Origin of the sequence: Pedobacter sp. Leaf41, from assembly GCF_001422545.1 — a bacterium.
Lineage (GTDB): Bacteria > Bacteroidota > Bacteroidia > Sphingobacteriales > Sphingobacteriaceae > Pedobacter.
In genome coordinates, this window is record NZ_LMLE01000006.1 from 616773 (window position 1) to 635531 (window position 18759).

Genomic DNA, 18759 nt, shown 5'->3' on the forward strand with positions numbered 1-18759 from the left:
TACAACGATAAAACGCGTTGATTGACGCAACTTTGTACTATCAAATAAAATATAACGAAATGGAAAATAATAATCAAGATTTACAATTCAAGACAAATATCAATTGCAGTAGCTGCGTAGCAAAAGTAACCCCTTTCTTAAATGACGCCGAAGGTATAGGGCAGTGGGAAGTAGATACTACGAATAGAGAAAAAATCCTCACCCTAAAATCTGAAGGAATTACTGAACAGGAAGTAATAGAAACCGTTCAAAAAGCCGGGTTTAAGATAGAACCTATAAAGTAATTTAAAAAAATACCTCACCCATCAGCGGTATTTAACATCGTTGTAATTATCCATTACACAGCGTTAAAAATTGTCTTTAGTTGGGCGTTTGCTATTTGGCAATCATCAACTGAACGAGTTTCTAAATTCTATCAGAACTTGTCGCCAAAAAATAAAACCTTCACAGAATGAAGGTTTTATTTTTAATGCTGCAATGTCCTAAGGCTGAAACGCTTTTTGCAGTAAGCCATCCAAACCCGCTATTTGTTCCGGTAATTGATACAACTTTTTTGTTCATTATATTTTATTTAAAATTAATGGTACAAAATTCCGAGCTTTAAAAAATTCAAACATTTTCCATTTTGTAAAAAGAGATTTTACAGGATGTTTTTTCTAATTCTACTCAACGATTGTTGGGTAACGCCTAATTACGAAGCGACCAATGATAGCGGAACACGATTGATAAGCATTGGATATTTTTCAAGGAATGAGAGGTAACGGGTTGAGCCATCTTCCGAAACCAACGGACTATCCATCGCATCTGTTAAACATTTTTGGGTTATTTTAGCTGCAATCCTGTCCCAATCAACTATTGTGTTCGAGAGTGCGTCCCAATCTTTTTTAGTAAAAGCGAGCAATTTGCAATCGGTAATGGCCTGAATATAATCTGTTGCTGCTGCCTGTGCATCAAATTTTTGCTGGTCTGAAAAAAAGCTGTATTCGTCAATAAAGTAATTGGTTATCTCTTCACCTTTATTATTGTAATAGCAACACCGAAAAACACAACCAATGTATTTTGGAATTTTTCCTGCTTCGGAAAAAATAATCATCTTTTTCCAGTTCCAGTTCCGTTGTCTTGCACTTAATAAAGTCGATTTGCTGTTGGTTCAAATTGCCAAAACGCAGTATATATTCAATTAATTTTTCCATTGTAAAGGTAGCAAACGGCTTTAATTAGAGATTTACCATTGGTAAAAAGTCACGAAGCTTTTAATTCACCAACGACGACGTAAATCTTACAATTATTAACCAAAATACCACAACGATTATCATACGGTTTAATTCCAATTTTGTATCTAAATATCAGACCAATGAAAGCGAAAAATAAGTCCTTAATTCTAACGGCAGTTTTGTTGTTAACGGCATCCTCTGCATTTGCCCAAAAAGTAGTGCGATACGATTTGTACGTTAAAGACACGTTGGTAAATTACGCCGGAAAAGAGAAAAGAGCCATCGCCGTAAACGGACAAATACCAATGCCCACCCTCACTTTTACAGAAGGTGACACGGCAGAAATTGTGGTGCATAATCAATTAAAAGAAGGCACTTCACTGCATTGGCACGGTGTATTTTTACCCAATAAAGAAGACGGCGTGCCTTATCTTACGCAACCTCAAATCTCACCCGGAACTACGCACACGTATCGTTTTCCTGTTATTCAGAATGGTACGCATTGGTATCACTCACATTCGGGTTTGCAGGAGCAAATAGGGATGTATGGCAACCTTGTATTTCTCAAGAAAGCTGGTGATAAAACTTTTAGAAAAGGGATAGATGATTTGCCGACCATACCCATTGTTTTGAGTGAATGGACTAACTTAAATCCGAATAACGTACACCGGATGTTGCACAACGCCAGCGATTGGTCGGCGATAAAAAAAGGCACTACACAGTCGTATGCAGAAGCCATTCGGGCAGGGCATTTCAAAACGAAAATTGCCAACGAATGGAAAAGGATGTTGGCAATGGACGTAAGCGATGTGTACTATGATAAAATTTTAATGAACGGCAATGCTTCCACAGATTTAAAAAATATCGATGGCAAAACACTTAAAGCGGGCGATAAAGTGAGGTTAAGAATTTCAAACGGTGGTGCTTCATCTTATTTTTGGTTGCGATATGCCGGCGGAAAAATTACCGTAGTAGCGAATGATGGCAACGACGTAACACCGGTGGAAGTGGATCGATTAATCATTGCGGTTTCAGAAACCTATGATGTGGTAGTAACCATTCCCGAAGACGGCAATGCATACGAGTTTATGGCCACTACCGAAGACCGCACCAATTCTTCAAGTTATTTTATAGGTAACGGCGTTAGAAAGCTGATTGCTCCGCTTCCGAAATTGAAATATTTTGAAGGGATGAAGATGATGAACGATATGATGAAGATGAATGGCGATTTGGATGATATGGGCATGAAAATGAGTCTGAATAAAATGGATATGAATGTGGCGATGTATCCTGAAATTACGGGTGAAATTGAACCAAAAAAAGACCATAGCAAACACAATATGGAGGATGAAAATCGTTACAATGCAAACGCTTTAGGCAAAATTAAAACGCTGAATTATGCCATGCTTTCATCACCTCACAATACTGAACTTCCCAAAGATGCTCCTGTAAAAAAATTAAACTTTACCCTTACCGGAAACATGAACCGCTATGTATGGAGTATGGATAATAAAGTCCTTTCTGAAGTTGATAAAATTCCGGTAAAAAAAGGAGAGGTTCTACGCATTACGATTTACAACAATTCGATGATGCGACACCCGATGCACTTACACGGATTTGATTTCAGGGTAATCAATGGCAAAGGCGAAAAATCACCGCTCAAAAATGTGCTGGACATTATGCCGATGGAAACTGATACCATAGAATTTCTCGCAAACCAAGAAGGCGATTGGTTTTTCCACTGCCATATCCTTTACCACATGATGGCCGGTATGGACAGGGTTTTTGCAGTGGGCGATTACAAAAATCCATTACTTCCAGACAAAGAAAAAGCCTACAAAATGTTGCAACACGAAAGCAATATGCCCCACTTTATGGCTCAAAATGATTTCGCAACCAACGGTAATGATGGAGAAGCAATGCTTCAAAATGCCAGATGGAGCTTGGGCACAGAATGGCGCTTAGGCTATAGCGACATGCATGGTTATGAAGTTGAAACCCACCTGGGAAGATATATCGGAAAAATGCAATGGTTGATGCCGTTCATCGGTTTTGATTATCGATATAGAAAGATGGGAATGGACGAACAAGAAACCAATTTATTCGGACAAACAAACAAAAAAGACACCCGTAGAGCCGTTAGTTTAGGATTTATGTACACTTTGCCAATGCTGGTTAATTTTCAGGCGAAAGTTTATCATGATGGAATTGTTCGCCTATCATTAATGCGTGAGGACATTCCCATTTCAAAAAGATTGAGGGCTGGATTTATGGTCAATACCGATAAAGAATTTATGGGTGATTTAAAATACATCATCACTAAAAATATCGGTATTCGTACCCATTATGATAGCGATATGGGCTTTGGTGTGGGGCTGTCTCTGAATTATTAAAACGCTACGCAAAAAAACAGGATGACTTAGGGGCTAGGCAAGGGTCTGCAAAACCTTTCATGGCGGTTCGAATCCGCCCCCCATGCCTCTAATAGTAGAAGTTTTGGTAAACTACCGGAGCGAGAATTTCATTAATAATTGATAACATTTTGGAAACTGAAATGAGAATGAAGTGGGTTTGGTAAGGTTGTCTTATACCCAATGATAGCAATCAAAAAAGTTAAATTTGTCCTGATGGATTTCAAAAATTTCATTTATGTATCAAGGTAACTCATTGTGTGCAGTCAATTTATTATCATACATCAATTGAAGAATGTAATTTGGGCACTACTTTTGACGAATGAGTCTTTCAATAAATCAAACTTATAATTAATTTAAATTTCAAACCATGAAAAAATTATTTTTTGCGCTTCCGGCGCTATTTTTACTCGCATCTTGCGGAGGATCTTCAACTGATAATGCAAAAACAACGACTGAGCAAACCGCGGCAGCGCAAAAAGGCGAAACGCTAACATTGGATACTGCTGGCACTTCAGTTGATTGGAAAGCGGCACACAAAGGTGGTTTAGCGCCACGTTGGGGCAAAATCAGTGTAGACTCTGGATCCATTTCAGTTGATAAAGATTCGTTAAGTGGTGGAGAATTCGTTATTAATTTAGGTTCGTTAAAAGTTGATCCTGCTTCAGTTACAGAAAAAGATAAAAAAGCAAGTGATTTGGAAGGACATTTAAAAAGTCCTGATTTCTTTGATGTAGCTAAATATCCTACTGCAAAATTTGTGATTACTAAAGTTGAGCCATTCTCTGGAACTCAAACATCTAATCTGTTGAAAGATCCTAATTATTTGATCAGCGGTAATCTGACTTTAAAAGACAGTACTTTGAACATCACTTTCCCATCAAAAGTAGAAGTTTCTGCAACTGGTGTTACTGCAACTGCTAAATTTGTAATTGATAGAAGTGCCTGGGGAATTAATTATAAAGCCGAAGGTAGTCCTGAAAACTGGATGATATCAAAAGATGTAGAAATTGGTTTAAACCTAAAAGCTAAAAAGTAACCCTTCAAAATTTTTTTTGATCTTTTTGGTCAAGCTTAAAAGCAATAAAGAATTTCGGCGCCCGATACATTAAGTGTTGGGCGCTTTTTTGTGCAATATAGTTTTGGCCGGTAACCATACCTCAAAAAAGTTAGTTGTTGCAATTACAGATGAGAGCCAAAATTATGGAGAAATTAATCTCGGTTTTAAAGTACATCTATTCTTTGTGAAAAAGCAGTTTTACCTATCTTCTAAAAGTATCAGGTGGGTTTTTGCCAAGGCTAATGGTGGGTATTAGCGTTAATAGGATTTGAGAAGTAAATAAGCTCGATCCTTTCGGGCTTATATTTCAACGATTGTTTTTGCCTACTTACCGAAAGGCAAATTATTTTAGAACAGGATCGCCGCATTTTTAGATTATAAAACAAAGCAATACCGCTTAAATTAAAACTTAAAACCATGAAAACCAACATTGGAATCACCGAAAAAAACACAGACGCTGTCGCTGTAGAATTAGCAAAATTATTAGCTGATGAATTTGTGTTGTACACTAAAACAAGAAACGCACATTGGAATGTTACTGGCGATAATTTTCATGCTAACCACATTTTCTTCGAAAATCAGTACAAACAACTTGATGAACTGATCGATAGCGTGGCCGAGCGCATGAGAAAAATAGGTCATTTCGCTCCAGCAACAATAAAAAGCTATCTAGAGCTAACCCAACTAACTGAGTATAGCGAAAGAAGCAATGATGGACTTGGCTTTATGAAGGATTTGTTGCAAGACCATGAAAGCATTATCGAGTTTTTACGTGGCAACATTGTTCCTTTTGCAGAGAAGTATAAAGATTATGGTACCAGCGATTTTATTACAGGTTTAATGGAAACTCACGAAGAAATGGCCTGGATGATTCGTTCATATTTCAGATAATCATTTCCAGGGTCTTCAAAACAAAATAGAGTAATTATATTTGGTACAAATCATAAATAAACATCTCTATGAAAGCCCTAATTGTTGATGATAACGACATTGCCAGAACTACTTTGGCACACTTGGCGAAGAAAATTCCAAATCTTACTATCGTAAATGAATATGCTAATGCCATTGAAGCTTATAGCCATATACTATCACAACCAGTAGATTTGATATTTCTAGATATCGAAATGCCCGAAATGACAGGAATTGAACTTACGAAAAATCTGTCGGGAAAGGATGTCATTATCATTTTTACATCTTCTAAAAAAGAATATGCGCTGGAAGCCTTTGAGTTAAATATTGCAGATTATTTGCTTAAGCCTTTTACGCCAGCCAGATTTTTACAGGCGGTGACTAAAGCCCAGGCTATATTTGATAGTAAAAAAGAAAGTGTAGAATATGAAAAGGACGAATTTCTTTTTGTTAGAGATGCCAATATTACCAGGCGATTGAAACTAGACGATATTTTTTATGCGGAGGCCATGGGCGATTATGTGAAGTTTTACACCAGGGAGAAAATGTTTGCCATTCATGGAACCATGAAAGCAGCCGAAGAGCGTTTGCTACGAGATAATTTTATCAGGGTTCATCGTTCGTATATCGTTGCCGTAGGTAAAATAGATACTTTGCAAGACGGGGGAATCATCATCAACGGGAAATTTATTCCCGTAGCCGATGCCTATCGCAAAGCATTGAATACCAGAATGAACGTTTTTTAGCTTAAGTTTCGCTTTTGAAATTCTACCAGGTTTAAGGCTGATACAATCATAATTATCGACTTTATATTTTAATTTATGATCAACATTTCGACAGTTATGGGCAATAAACGATTTGCTTATTTGATTGTACTTACCTTTGTTGCAGGCTCTGCTTTACTAATTGCAGTACAAATAAATTCGGCCAGAAATACCAAAGCGCTCATTAATAACAACAATACGCTATTGCACGAACTCCACGCAAGCAATCATTTGCGGGAGATTGATCGGGATATTCTAGGCGTAGAAAGTCGGATAAGAGCATCTATTGCGACTAACGATACGACACATTTGGAGGGTATTGATCAGAAGATCAACCAGATTGAAACTTTTTTAGATTCGCTTTCTAAAGACAATGCAGATACTGCTGAAGAACATCTAATTACCCGTTTGAGTGTGCTTGCCATGGATAAAAAAGTGGTGAAGGAAATACTCTTACATCGTTACCACGAGCTGGGGAATATGAATGATCAAACTTCGATTGCAAATCCCCGGGCTAGAAAAATATCTAACGAGATTACTTCTATTACCGCGAAAATTTATCGAAGCCGTCAATTACACATGATCGACCTGAGTAAAAAAAGCGAGGAAATGGGAGATAAATCGCGGTTGTATGATATCTACATTTTGATTTTGCTTGTTATTGGCGGTGCGATTGTTGGTTTCCATATCATTCGCCAGTTTCGTAGGCAACACCTTTTAATTAAGGAACTGGATGTTGCCGAAAAAAATGCCACCGTGGCCGCTCAAACCAAAGAAAACTTTTTGGCCAATATGAGCCACGAAATCCGAACGCCTTTGAGTGGAATATTGGGCTTTACCAATCTATTACAAAAAAGACCTTTGGATGATACCGCTGCGGAATTTGTTTCCTCTATTCAGCGCTCGGGAGAAAATCTCATGGCCATCATCAACGATATTCTCGATCTCTCCAAAATTGAAGCTGGAATGATGCGCATCACGCCAGGCGTGTTCAGTATTAACGGTTTAATTAACTCTGTGGAGACGCTGTTTTCCGAGCGTGTGAAAGAGAAAAAACTGACCATATCGAGTCAGGTAGATCCATCTATTCCAGATACATTAATTGGAGATGCTACCAGACTTACACAAATTCTGGTCAACCTCATCGGAAACGCCATTAAATTTACACAGCAGGGAAACGTAAATATCGAAGTTTATAATAAAGAACAGCTTGATGGTAAAATTACAGTCGGTTTTAAGGTTTCTGATACAGGGATTGGAATAGATAAAGAAAAATTAACCGAAGTTTTCGAACGATTTAATCAGGGCGAGGATTCCATCACCAGAAACTACGGTGGAACGGGTTTAGGCCTATCTATTGTAAAAAATCTGATTTTGCTACAGCATGGAAACATCGAAGTGAGTAGTGAACAAGGTAAGGGAACAACTTTTAATTTTTACATCCCTTATGGCATTTCTGCAGAACAAATACAAAATGTACCGGCATTAGATGTAAATCATTTTAAGGATAAAAATAATATGCCTTGGCGGGTTTTAGTGGTAGATGATAATGCCATTAACCAAAGTTTAATGAAGCATTTGTTGTTGCAGTGGAACGTGGATTTTGACATTGTTGCTAACGGATTAGAGGCAGTTAATCGGTTGCGTGAGCATGTTTACGATTTAATTTTGATGGACATACAAATGCCACAGATGGACGGTTATACGGCAACGCAGCAAATTCGGGAAGTGTTGCAATTGGATACTCCAATAATTGCAATGACGGCACATGCAATGGCAGGTGAGCGAGAGAAATGTTTAAGCAGGGGTATGAACGATTACATTTCTAAACCAATTAAAGAAGAAGAACTTTTTAAGCTGATTTCTAGTTTTGGATTGCAGGAGCATCCTCAACAAACGGTAGAAAATGTAACTGTTGAAAATAGTTTTAAATTTATCGATCTGGATTACATGCGATCAATTAGTGGAGGCGATGTCGATTTTGAAAAAACAGTTACTCAGCAATTTATAACCAATGTACCCAAGCATTTACAGCAGTTAAAAACTGCCTATCAAAATAATGATTTTGTTACGGTAAATATGCGGGCGCACGATTTTAAAACCAGTATTGCCATGCTCGGCTTGTTAGATACCCTGGTAGAAAAATTGGATCTTATTGAATTGGTTTCTGAACAAAATCAAGTGACGGAACACACACTAAAAGATTTAGAATACGTGTTAATGCAAGCAGTTGCCGAAGCAAAAATATTCTTACCACAACTTTAAAAAGATTTAGATTATGGATTTGTTTTCTCCTTTTAACCTACGCAACTTAACGTTAAAGAATAGGGTAGTGCTTTCTCCAATGCAGCAATACAGTGCAAAAAATGGCATTCCTGGAAACTGGCATTTGGTACATTTAGGAAGCCGGGCAGTTGGTGGTGCTGGTTTAATTATCACCGAATGCACAGCGGTAGCGCCTAAAGGTTTAGCTACTTTAAGTGATGTAGGGATTTGGAATGAGGAACAAAAAAATTCCTGGAAAACTATTGTAGATTTTGTTCACGAACAAGATGCTAAAATTGCGATTCAGCTGTGGCATTCGGGAGGAAAGGGAAGTTTAAAACATCCAAATGAAGGGATGAAGCCATTAACGCCAGAAGAAGGCGGATGGACGGTGAAATCGTGCTCCGCAATAGAGATGAACGGAGTAGCCTGGCAAGCATTTACCCTTGAAGAAATTTCTGAATTAAAACGGGATTTTGCTAATGCAGCAATACGTGCGGTAGAAGCCGGCTTTGATGCCATAGAAATCCACGCGGGTCATGGTTACCTGTTTCACCAGTTTTATTCTGCCGTGATCAATAAGCGACAAGATGAATACGGCGGCAGCTTGGAAAACCGAATTCGTTTTTTGGTAGAAACCGTTAACGAAATAAGAAGCGTAATTCCAGAAGGCATGCCGCTATTGGTCAGAATTTCGGCTGTAGATTACATCGATACCACAGAAGGATGGACTTTGGAAGATAGTATAACGCTTTCAAAAACACTTAAAGAAAATGGGGTGGATTTTGTTACCGCCTCTGGTGGAGGATTTACCAATGTAAGTAAAGACAAGGTTTTTCCTGGATACCAGGTTCCGTTTGCAGCTGCCATTAAAGAGCAAGTGAACATCGCCACTGGTGCTGTCGGGATGATTACCAGAGCCGATCAAGCAAATGAAATTGTGGCTAGCGGTAAGGCAGATTTGATTATCATTGCCAGAGAACATCTACGTGATCCGTATTTCGCTCTCCACTCGGCTAAAGCTTTGGGTGTTGATATAGAAGTCCCTTGGCAGTATAAAAGAGCTTTTTTAGTTTATATTAACTGATTTCAATATGGAAAAAGACGGTGCTTCGGTTGTAATTACCCATCATATTTTAAACGATAAACAGCAAGAATATGAACAATGGCTAAGTGAAATTATACCTATCTCTAACCATTCTGAAGGGTTTATAGATCTACAGATTGTAAGGCCCATTCCGAAGCTTACCTTTGTGTATACCGTAATTATTCGTTTTGATACTATTGAGCATCTCAAAGTTTGGATGGAATCTGACGATCGAAAACGAATGATCGATAAGGCACAGCCATTCTTTAGAAAAAATGATCGGTATCAAATCAAATCAGGTTTAGATTTTTTATTTAACAAGGAAAGTGAAGGCATCAAAACGCCTCTTCGCTGGAAACAATTTCTCGCCACCTGGTCGGCCATTTACCCATTATCAATCCTAGTGCCGTTGCTCTCATTGCCTGTGTTAAGACTGTTGAATATTTCTGTAAATCATTATTTTGACGCCTTTATAAATTCTGGATGTATTGTGCTGTTAATGGTTTACGTGGTAATGCCGAATTACACTAAAATTATTAAGAAGTGGCTTTATAAATAGCATTTTCATTTTATCATTTCAAGTTGTTCAAAAAGCAGCAGACATTATTCTATTTGTCTGCTGCTTTTTTATTGCGGTTTTCCTTAGAACAGAAACTTAATCAATTCTTTTTGATTTCGCCTTCGGTGGGTTTTGCGTTAGGGATTGAAAGGGTTTAGTGCCAATTTTTTATTGGTACCGTAGCGAAGCGGAGCCCTGCAAAGCCCGACCCTTGCGTAGCTTGGGTAACGCCCAGATGGATTGGAAAATTCATGCAGAATGAAAGGTGAATCTCACCCATTTATCGCCTTAGCCCTCTATTTAACGACATTTTTTGCCCGTTCATCGAAGGGTGATTTCTTGAGCTTGAGCCTTGTATTAGTTTTACACCAACAAGCTAATACAATAAAAAACCCTAACATTATGGAAATCCTACAAACCCCAGAAAACGCATTATCTCATTCAACAGTAACAGCCATCATCAATGCGCCGTTTGAAAAAGTAAATATCGCCGATTGGTTATTAAACCTTCCCGACGCTGAATATCAAAGGTGCTCAACCCAGCATATTGGTGCTGCCATTTCTTCAACCTACGATGGGCAGCCTGTATCACTAAACGTCGAAACTATCGGTGATGCGCTGATGGTTCAACATTATCTAGCTGTTGAGCACCGCCCGGATTATTGCCGGATGCTTTCCATTTCTGATTCGATTACCAAAGGTGGCCGTACAAAAGTTCAGGTACTTTGGGAACTTAAAGCCACAAAAATAGACGAACAAACCACTTTGTATACTAACGAAATTCACGCCACTGCTACACCAGAGATGTTCGAATATTTAAAAGCGCATAACATAAATTTAGCTGAAGCTGCCGCTTCCAGACAAGCCGCTTCTGATGAGCACAACCATGAAGAAACGCCAAACTTTGCAAAAAGTATTGAAAACAAAGCATTAACAGGAAAGTATAACCAACCCTTTTAAAACCGATCATGAGCTTAGTTCAATAGGCTCAATCGTTAAACAACCACAATGAGTTGCTAAATCTATCTCAGCTGATCTCAACGATTACTTTCGCCCATTCACCGAATTGCAAATTAAAATGATAGGTTTCTGAGATAGATTTACAATAGAAAAAAACAAGAACCAAAAAATTACGACTATGAAAACAACATTACTAAGTTTTAGATACGAATTGGAAAAAAAAGAACCACGTACCAATGATGGAGGAACTACGAGAGGTGCATCTGTTACTGATTTTCCAGCATCGATTGGCATTGCCGGAGTTTCAATGAGATTGCAACCTGGAAGTATGCGTGAATTACATTGGCATGCCAACGCTGCAGAATGGGCGTATGTAATTTCAGGAACCGTTCGTACTACCATTATTCATCCTGATGGACATAGCTATGTTGATAATTTTGAGCCTGGCGATGTTTGGTATTTCCCTAAAGGATATGGTCATTCCATCCAGGCAACCGGAACGGAAGATTGCCATTTCATTTTGATATTTGATAATGGAAATTTTTCTGAAGACCACACCTTCAGTGTTACCGATTTTGTTTCTTGTATGCCACCAGAAATTGTAGCTCAGAACTTGGGTTTAACGCTCGAAGAGGTTGCCGCACTACCTCAAAAAGAAGCTTATTTTGCAGCGGGAGTGGTTCCTGATGAAATGTCATTCGTTGCGCAAGCTCGCCCAGATGAAAAAGATATTCAGTTAACTAGTTTTCACCGATACCCTTTACATGCGCAACAACCAAGAATTGTACCTGGTGGAGGATTACAGCGATTGGTTAGCAGTAAAGAATTCCCGATCAGCAGTACCATGTCTGGTTCTATTATCGAATTGCAACCTGGTGCTTTAAGAGAAATGCATTGGCACCCAAATGCAGACGAATGGCAATATTACATTTCTGGTCAGGCCGAGATGTCGGTTTTCCTGGCCGAATCTACCGTGGTAACCGAACAATTTAACGCTGGAGATGTAGGTTATGTGCCAATGGGAGCGGGGCATTATATCAAAAACACAGGAGATACAGTTTGTAAAATCCTGATTGGCTTCAATAGCGGAACCTATCAATCTATCGATTTAAGCGAGTGGCTGGCTGGAAATCCTAAAGATGTAGTGGTAACTAACTTCGGATTAAAAGACGGTGAAATTGAAAAATTTCCAACTGAAAAAATCTTTATTCAACCTAAAATATAATTTCAAACCTCATTTAAACTATTAATTATGAAAACGACACAAATTAAAATTACAGCCCGCATCAGCTTGTTCTTAGTGATGCTTTTGGGCTCGGTACAATTTTCTCTGGCTCAAACTTCAGCACCGACGGCAAAGGCCAATACCTCAAAAATTTGGGGTGCTGTAGATGGAATTTCCATCGAAGGGATGGTTCAAGGTCCTTCTACCGAAGTTACGCCGCTACAAATTGCCTGCGTTTTTGAATATACCGAAGGCGATATTTTCAATTCTCCACCAGCATTGCCCGAAGCGGTAAACGGAATGGTACATCTTGATAAAAGCCTGAATGGTTTGATCACTGAAATCCGTAAATCAGGTAAATTTGCAGGCCATTCTTTAGAAACTTTATTAATTACGCCACCAGCCGGAACTATCGGAGCAAAAAAACTATTGCTAATCGGTTTAGGCGATCGAAATAAATTTACACCCGAGTTAATGAAGCAAGTGGCTAGCGTGGGTATGGAGGAAGCATTGCGATTAGGAGTTACTGAATATGCATTCGCAAGCGACCTTAAAGATGCGGGAATTGATTCTCCTACAGCGGAAGTTGCGGGTTATGGCGTAACGGGCGCTGTTAATGCCTACAGAACCCAGATGTTTTTGAAAGCGAAAAAGATGGCAAACTTTAAACCGATTCAAAAAATAACGTTATTGGCTGGCCCAGCTTACTTTACAACTGCTGGAGAAGGTATTAGCCAGGCCATTACAGCTTTAAAATAATTGATAGTCGGTTACAAAGATAAATTCCAAAATGCAACAGCCAATGGTTTCTTCAGTTAATAGCTCTTTACAGCCGGCACAGATAGCCATGCAAGAAAAGTTGGCCATATGCCTGGCGTTAGTTGCCGGATTTGTTGATGCAACGGGACTGATTAAGTGGAAAACTTACGTATCTTTTATGAGTGGAAATACCACGCAGTTAGGATCAGCGATTTCTTCGGATCAATTCGGAACGATGATTATATCGCTTACTGTTATCGGCTGTTTTGTATGCGGCATTTACTTGGGAACCTGCTTATCGTTATCAAAACTTAACAAAACGAAAGCTTTAACATTCTATCTCGTTTCGGGAATCTTAATCGTTTATACAGTGGCCGCCAATGTTTTTGCGATACCAGCTATTCCATCTGTTGCCATTATTGGATTAGCGATGGGATTAATGAACGCAATCGTAACCGCCGTTGGCAACCAAAATGTGAATACCGATTTTGTAACCGGGACATTGAATAGTCTCGCCAGGAATACGGCAATGCTAACCATGAGCAATGACGAGTTAGAAAATACAAAGTATAGATCAAACGCCATACACCTTTTACTGGTTTGGCTTGGCTTTTTATCCGGTGCATTTATGGCGCATTATGCCTTAATCATTTTTGGTGCCTGGATCTTGCTATTGCCTGCACTTGTACTGCTTATCTGCTCACGATTTTATAAATCCAACCGCAATTAATCCAGGTGCTGATGGAATTCTGGAAACTTTAGAACCCTTAAAACTAAATAATTATGTCACTAAAACCAACCGTCAGCAATGCTGACCATGTACAAGGAAATATGGATGCCGATCTTGTTATTGTAGAATATGGCGATTATCAATGTCCATACTGCGGAGCTGCTTATCCTATCCTTAAAAAATTAATGAGTCAATTTGGAGATCAAATCAAATTTGTGTTCAGGAATTTTCCGCTTTCAGAAATGCATCAGTATGCGAGAGCTGCGGCACTGGCTGCCGAAGCCGCTGGTTTGCAAGGTAAATTTTGGGAGATGCACGACGCTATTTACGAAAACCAGCGAGCGCTAAACGAAACGCTACTGAAGAAGTTAGCTGAAAAATTAAAACTCAATATTACTCAATTTGAGGAAGACATAAAAAGTCCAAAGCTGGCAGAAAAAGTCGATGCAGACTTTGAAAGCGGGGTGATGAGCGGCGTAAATGGTACCCCATCGTTTTACGTAAACGGAAAAAAATTCGATGGTGGTGCAGAAGATTTACTGCAACTGATTAGCGCAGAAGAAGAATAGCATTGGTACAACAGCTGCGATATTTAAAATTAATGCCGAAAGCGATTGATTTTTATCATAGATCAATTTGATCTGAAATTCTCAAAGCTACATTTGTACTAGAAGTAATTAAAAAACCCTATAAATATTGATCATAAACTTAAAACTTAGAAACCATGAGTACACTAAAATTAAAAGACGGAACAGAGATTTTTTACAAAGACCAAGGTAAAGGACAAACTTTAATGTTTCACCACGGATGGCCGCTATCATCAGATGATTGGGATGCGCAAGTGATATTTTTCTTACAGAAAGGTTATCGCGTAGTCACTCACGACAGGAGAGGACATGGTCGCTCAAGTCAGGATATTTACAGCCATACCATCGAGCAATACGCGTCTGATGCAGCTGAATTGGTAGCGTTTCTTGATCTGAAAGATGTGATCCACATCGGGCACTCAACAGGCGGTGGCGAAGTGATTCGCTATGTGAACAAATATGCCAATGGCAGAGCCAAAAAAGCAGTTTTAATCAGTTCAGTTCCACCGATTATGGTGGCTAACGACAGCAATCCTGATGGAGTTCCAATGTCTGTTTTTGACGGTATCAGAGAACAGACTTTGAACAACAGACAGCAGTTTTATATCGATTTAACTTTTCCTTTCTACGGCTATAACCGAGAAGGTGCTAATGTGAAAGAAGGCGTACAGAGAAACTGGTGGAGACAAGGCATGATGGGCGGAATTGTGGCGCACTATGAAGGAATCAAAGCATTTTCTGAAACCGATTTCAGAGAAGATTTAAAAGCAGTGGATATTCCTGTATTAGTTTTGCATGGTGAAGATGATCAGATTGTACCTTATCAAAATGCTGCTTTAAAATCAATTAAATTATTGAAAAACGGTACCATAAAAACGTATCCTGGTTTTCCTCATGGAATGCCAACAACTGAAGCAGCGACAATAAATAAAGATCTTTTGGAGTTTATTGAAGCATAGTCACAAAATTTTGGTAACTTCATTATCAGTTACTTGTATAAAAATAAAGCCTTTCATTTCTGAAAGGCTTTATCTGAAACAAACCATATTATAGATGTTATGGTTTGCAATCTATCTTTCTATCCTATCCAGGCATAGATCGTCCCGTGTTAAACTAGATGCTCCTAATTTGACATTGTAAATTTAGCTATTGTTGCTATTGCGTTATATAGCCCTTTACTACCATTCTTATTTAATTTTTTTTCTCTATCAGATTGATATGTCTTTGATAAATTCGTTGCTGAATTTCATTGCGACTAACTGCTCGTAATGAACAAATCCGCCTTTAGCGAGCTGCTGACACTGGATGTCCTTCCAAATTTCAGGTTGTAAATAACTAATATAGTTTTAGATAGATTCTAAGAATTTTATCCGTTTTCAGATTTAATTAATAAGCAAAACTTAATGGTAAAATCTATGGTTGTAAAAGAAAGCAACCCTACAGAACATACCATGAAAACAAAAGACACAGGAAGCGATCCAAAATTCGCGTCTAAAACAACTGTTGACGATTCTCCGGCCTTAAACGATTTGTTTAAGGATTCAATTGCAGATTTATATTGGGCAGAAAACCACCTGGTTAAAGCCTTGCCAAAAATGATTTCGGCAGCTACAGCGGATTCGCTTAAGAAAGCGATCACCTCTCATCTAGAAGAAACTAAAACGCATGTAAAAAGACTAGAGCAGGTTTTTGAGCTGATGGGCGAAAAGGTCATCGCCAAGAAATGCGATGCCATGGAAGGTTTAACTAAAGAAGCGGAAGGAATTGTTGAAGAAACGCCACCTGGAACTGCAACAAGAGATGTGGGTATTATTCTCGCTTCGCAGAAAGTAGAGCATTATGAAATTGCCAGTTATGGCGGCCTTCATCAATTGGCCATTACTTTGGGTTTAACAGATGTTGCTGATGTATTGGCGCAAACGCTTGAAGAAGAAAAATTAGCGGATACAAAACTAACTGATATTGCAGAAAACGAAATCAATTACAACGCGGCTGAGGAGGCATAAAGATTAAAAATATGGCAAAGAAAAATGCTGAAAATAGTCCAGCGCCTGCACAGCAGGAAAATGATAAAACCAATAAATTAGAAGCTTTTGTGGCTGATTCGACTGGACAAAAGCTCACAACCAACCACGGCGTTAAAATTAATGACGACCAAAATTCACTAAAGGCAGGCGATAGAGGAGCCACACTTCTGGAAGATTTCATCCTTCGGGAAAAGATTACTCATTTCGATCACGAGAGAATTCCAGAACGTGTTGTACATGCTCGGGGATCAGCAGCACATGGTGTATTTAAGGTATACGAAGATATGTCTGAACTCACCCGGGCAGCTTTTTTATGCGACCCTGGTGCTGAAACCCCTGTGTTTGTTCGGTTTTCTACCGTAGCAGGGTCGAGAGGATCGACAGATCTTGCAAGAGATGTACGCGGATTTGCCGTGAAATTTTATACCCAGGAAGGCAATTTTGACCTTGTGGGAAATAATATGCCTGTATTTTTTATTCAAGATGCTATTAAGTTTCCAGACTTGATACATGCTGTTAAACCAGAGCCAGATAACGAAATGCCTCAGGCAGCATCCGCTCACGATACTTTTTGGGATTTTATCTCACAGCTACCTGAGTCTGCGCACATGATTATGTGGGCCATGAGCGATAGGGCATTACCAAGAAGCTACCGGATGATGGAAGGTTTCGGTGTGCATACTTTTCGTTTCGTAAATGCAGAAGGTGTTTCCAACTTTGTTAAATTCCATTGGAAACCTTTATTGGGAGTTCATGCCGTAGCTTGGGATGAAGCCCAGAACATTTCTGGTAAAGATCCTGACTTTCACCGAAGAGATTTATGGGATGCGATCGAAGCAGGTGCATTTCCTGAATGGGAGTTAGGCGTTCAAATTGTACCAGAGGCTGATGAATTTAAGTTTGAATTCGATATTCTCGATCCAACGAAAATTATCCCAGAAGAGCTGGTTCCTGTTCAAAGAATTGGAAAAATGACCTTAAATCGGAATCCAGATAACTTCTTTGCAGAAACAGAACAGGTGGCCTTCCATGTCGGCCATGTAGTTCCTGGGATAGATTTTACTAATGATCCATTATTGCAAGGCAGGTTGTTTTCGTACACCGATACGCAACTTATCCGTTTAGGTGGACCAAATTTTCACGAAATTCCAATTAATCGTCCGGTAGTTCCGGTGCACAACAATCAACGAGATGGTTATATGCGCCAAACGATAAACCGCGGCAAAACAAGTTACGGTCCAAACGGTATTGCTAATCAAGATCCTCAGCAAGTAAAAGCTGCTGATGGTGGTTTCGTGAGTTATAACGAACGAATCGATGCCAAGAAAATCCGGGCAAGAAGCAGAAGCTTCTTTGATCATTTCTCGCAAGCGAGATTGTTTTTTAATTCGCAAAGCGATCCAGAGAAAAACCACATTATCGATGCCCTAAGTTTTGAGCTTGGTAAGGTTAAGGCGGTAGAAATTCGTGAGCGCATGTTGGCAGTTCTGGCGCAAATTGATAGAGGTTTAGCTGCGGAAGTTGCTTATGCACTAGGTTTACATATTCCAGAAATTGCTTTAGAAGATTTAAATAATAGTATTCCAGCAGATGCTGATCGAGCAGATTATGCTTCTGAAAATCCGGAAGGAAGTTTGGCAAAATCTGATGCATTGAGTATGGCCGGAACGGTGAAGGACACTATTAAAACAAGAAAGATCGCAATTTTGGCAGCTGATGGCGTAGATGAAAAAGCAATAAGCACCGTTAAAACTGCTTTAGTAGCAGAAGGAGCCATAGTACACATCATCGCTCCAAAATTAGGAGAAATCATTTCTGAAGGAGATCAAAAAATTGTTCCTGACGAAAGTTTTCTTACAGCAGCTTCGGTGTTATATGATGCGGTTTATGTTGCTGGTGGTGCGAATAGTGTAGCCACTTTAGAGGCAGAAGCGAACGCCGTACACTTTTTAAACGAAGCGTTTAAGCATTGCAAGGCCATTGCCGCAGATAATGAAGCCATACAGGTGTTAGAATCTACTTATTTCCATAAGAAGTTGCCAGCTGAATATTCGAAAGAAACGGTGTTGAGAGAAGGGGTTATAGTTTCGGGAGATTTGAAAGAGTTAACAAGTACATTTATTGAAATGATTGCCCTCCATCGCTTTTGGGAACGTGAGAATCCACGGAAAATTCCAGCATAATCACAAAAAAAAATGGCGC

Annotated in this window: 17 protein-coding genes; 16 read left to right on the forward strand and 1 reads right to left on the reverse strand. The window is 39.1% G+C overall.

Annotated features, from left to right (window positions below):
* The first annotated feature begins 59 nt into the window (after window positions 1-59).
* Complete coding sequence (locus tag ASE92_RS09930) at window positions 60-284, forward strand: heavy-metal-associated domain-containing protein (RefSeq protein WP_056849931.1); 225 nt, start codon at window positions 60-62, stop codon at window positions 282-284.
* A 407-nt stretch (window positions 285-691) separates the two neighbouring features.
* Here ASE92_RS09930 and ASE92_RS09935 read toward each other — a convergent pair whose 3' ends face one another.
* Window positions 692-1093: a hypothetical protein gene (locus ASE92_RS09935; RefSeq protein ID WP_369817407.1), complete on the reverse strand. Its 402-nt coding sequence runs from the start codon at window positions 1091-1093 to the stop codon at window positions 692-694.
* A 261-nt stretch (window positions 1094-1354) separates the two neighbouring features.
* On the opposite strand from ASE92_RS09935, the gene ASE92_RS09940 reads away from it, so the two are divergent.
* From ASE92_RS09940 to ASE92_RS10010, 15 genes are all read left to right on the forward strand, one after another.
* Window positions 1355-3607 carry a multicopper oxidase domain-containing protein gene (locus tag ASE92_RS09940; protein ID WP_056849932.1) on the forward strand — a complete coding sequence of 751 codons (2253 nt, stop codon included), beginning with the start codon at window positions 1355-1357 and terminating at the stop codon, window positions 3605-3607.
* Between the two features lie 388 nt (window positions 3608-3995).
* Window positions 3996-4664: a YceI family protein gene (locus ASE92_RS09945; protein WP_056849933.1), complete on the forward strand. Its 669-nt coding sequence runs from the start codon at window positions 3996-3998 to the stop codon at window positions 4662-4664.
* A 438-nt stretch (window positions 4665-5102) separates the two neighbouring features.
* Complete coding sequence (locus tag ASE92_RS09950) at window positions 5103-5576, forward strand: Dps family protein (protein ID WP_056849934.1); 474 nt, start codon at window positions 5103-5105, stop codon at window positions 5574-5576.
* A gap of 68 nt (window positions 5577-5644) precedes the next feature.
* On the forward strand, window positions 5645-6340 hold the full coding sequence (locus tag ASE92_RS09955; RefSeq protein ID WP_056849935.1) for a LytTR family DNA-binding domain-containing protein: 696 nt from the start codon (window positions 5645-5647) through the stop codon (window positions 6338-6340).
* 75 nt (window positions 6341-6415) lie between these two features.
* Window positions 6416-8623 carry a response regulator gene (locus tag ASE92_RS09960; protein ID WP_056849936.1) on the forward strand — a complete coding sequence of 736 codons (2208 nt, stop codon included), beginning with the start codon at window positions 6416-6418 and terminating at the stop codon, window positions 8621-8623.
* Between the two features lie 13 nt (window positions 8624-8636).
* Window positions 8637-9710, forward strand: coding sequence for an NADH:flavin oxidoreductase/NADH oxidase (locus tag ASE92_RS09965; RefSeq protein WP_056849937.1), 1074 nt, complete (start codon window positions 8637-8639; stop codon window positions 9708-9710).
* Window positions 9711-9717: 7 nt separating this feature from the next.
* Entirely contained in the window at window positions 9718-10269 is a 552-nt protein-coding gene (locus tag ASE92_RS09970; RefSeq protein WP_056849938.1) for an antibiotic biosynthesis monooxygenase, read from the forward strand.
* 402 nt (window positions 10270-10671) lie between these two features.
* Window positions 10672-11229 (forward strand): hypothetical protein, encoded by a 558-nt coding sequence (locus tag ASE92_RS09975; RefSeq protein WP_056850042.1) that lies wholly within the window; start codon window positions 10672-10674, stop codon window positions 11227-11229.
* A 178-nt stretch (window positions 11230-11407) separates the two neighbouring features.
* Window positions 11408-12454, forward strand: coding sequence for a cupin domain-containing protein (locus ASE92_RS09980; RefSeq protein ID WP_056849939.1), 1047 nt, complete (start codon window positions 11408-11410; stop codon window positions 12452-12454).
* A gap of 27 nt (window positions 12455-12481) precedes the next feature.
* Entirely contained in the window at window positions 12482-13213 is a 732-nt protein-coding gene (locus ASE92_RS09985) for a M17 family peptidase N-terminal domain-containing protein (protein WP_056849940.1), read from the forward strand.
* 43 nt (window positions 13214-13256) lie between these two features.
* Window positions 13257-13943, forward strand: a complete 687-nt coding sequence (locus ASE92_RS09990; RefSeq protein ID WP_162237756.1) for a YoaK family protein — start codon at window positions 13257-13259, stop codon at window positions 13941-13943.
* Window positions 13944-13996: 53 nt separating this feature from the next.
* Window positions 13997-14512 (forward strand): thioredoxin domain-containing protein, encoded by a 516-nt coding sequence (locus tag ASE92_RS09995; RefSeq protein ID WP_056849942.1) that lies wholly within the window; start codon window positions 13997-13999, stop codon window positions 14510-14512.
* Window positions 14513-14667: 155 nt separating this feature from the next.
* Window positions 14668-15489 (forward strand): alpha/beta fold hydrolase, encoded by an 822-nt coding sequence (locus ASE92_RS10000; protein WP_056849943.1) that lies wholly within the window; start codon window positions 14668-14670, stop codon window positions 15487-15489.
* A gap of 456 nt (window positions 15490-15945) precedes the next feature.
* Window positions 15946-16536, forward strand: coding sequence for a ferritin-like domain-containing protein (locus ASE92_RS10005; protein WP_235527331.1), 591 nt, complete (start codon window positions 15946-15948; stop codon window positions 16534-16536).
* Window positions 16537-16547: 11 nt separating this feature from the next.
* Window positions 16548-18740 (forward strand): catalase, encoded by a 2193-nt coding sequence (locus ASE92_RS10010; RefSeq protein ID WP_056849944.1) that lies wholly within the window; start codon window positions 16548-16550, stop codon window positions 18738-18740.
* The last annotated feature ends 19 nt before the right edge of the window (window positions 18741-18759 follow it).

Coding starts and splice junctions, on each gene's coding strand:
- ASE92_RS09930 (WP_056849931.1), top strand. CDS start 60: ATGGAAAATAATAATCAAGATTTACAATTCAAGACAAATATCAATTGC.
- ASE92_RS09935 (WP_369817407.1), bottom strand. CDS start 1,093: ATGATTATTTTTTCCGAAGCAGGAAAAATTCCAAAATACATTGGTTGT.
- ASE92_RS09940 (WP_056849932.1), top strand. CDS start 1,355: ATGAAAGCGAAAAATAAGTCCTTAATTCTAACGGCAGTTTTGTTGTTA.
- ASE92_RS09945 (WP_056849933.1), top strand. CDS start 3,996: ATGAAAAAATTATTTTTTGCGCTTCCGGCGCTATTTTTACTCGCATCT.
- ASE92_RS09950 (WP_056849934.1), top strand. CDS start 5,103: ATGAAAACCAACATTGGAATCACCGAAAAAAACACAGACGCTGTCGCT.
- ASE92_RS09955 (WP_056849935.1), top strand. CDS start 5,645: ATGAAAGCCCTAATTGTTGATGATAACGACATTGCCAGAACTACTTTG.
- ASE92_RS09960 (WP_056849936.1), top strand. CDS start 6,416: ATGATCAACATTTCGACAGTTATGGGCAATAAACGATTTGCTTATTTG.
- ASE92_RS09965 (WP_056849937.1), top strand. CDS start 8,637: ATGGATTTGTTTTCTCCTTTTAACCTACGCAACTTAACGTTAAAGAAT.
- ASE92_RS09970 (WP_056849938.1), top strand. CDS start 9,718: ATGGAAAAAGACGGTGCTTCGGTTGTAATTACCCATCATATTTTAAAC.
- ASE92_RS09975 (WP_056850042.1), top strand. CDS start 10,672: ATGGAAATCCTACAAACCCCAGAAAACGCATTATCTCATTCAACAGTA.
- ASE92_RS09980 (WP_056849939.1), top strand. CDS start 11,408: ATGAAAACAACATTACTAAGTTTTAGATACGAATTGGAAAAAAAAGAA.
- ASE92_RS09985 (WP_056849940.1), top strand. CDS start 12,482: ATGAAAACGACACAAATTAAAATTACAGCCCGCATCAGCTTGTTCTTA.
- ASE92_RS09990 (WP_162237756.1), top strand. CDS start 13,257: ATGGTTTCTTCAGTTAATAGCTCTTTACAGCCGGCACAGATAGCCATG.
- ASE92_RS09995 (WP_056849942.1), top strand. CDS start 13,997: ATGTCACTAAAACCAACCGTCAGCAATGCTGACCATGTACAAGGAAAT.
- ASE92_RS10000 (WP_056849943.1), top strand. CDS start 14,668: ATGAGTACACTAAAATTAAAAGACGGAACAGAGATTTTTTACAAAGAC.
- ASE92_RS10005 (WP_235527331.1), top strand. CDS start 15,946: ATGGTTGTAAAAGAAAGCAACCCTACAGAACATACCATGAAAACAAAA.
- ASE92_RS10010 (WP_056849944.1), top strand. CDS start 16,548: ATGGCAAAGAAAAATGCTGAAAATAGTCCAGCGCCTGCACAGCAGGAA.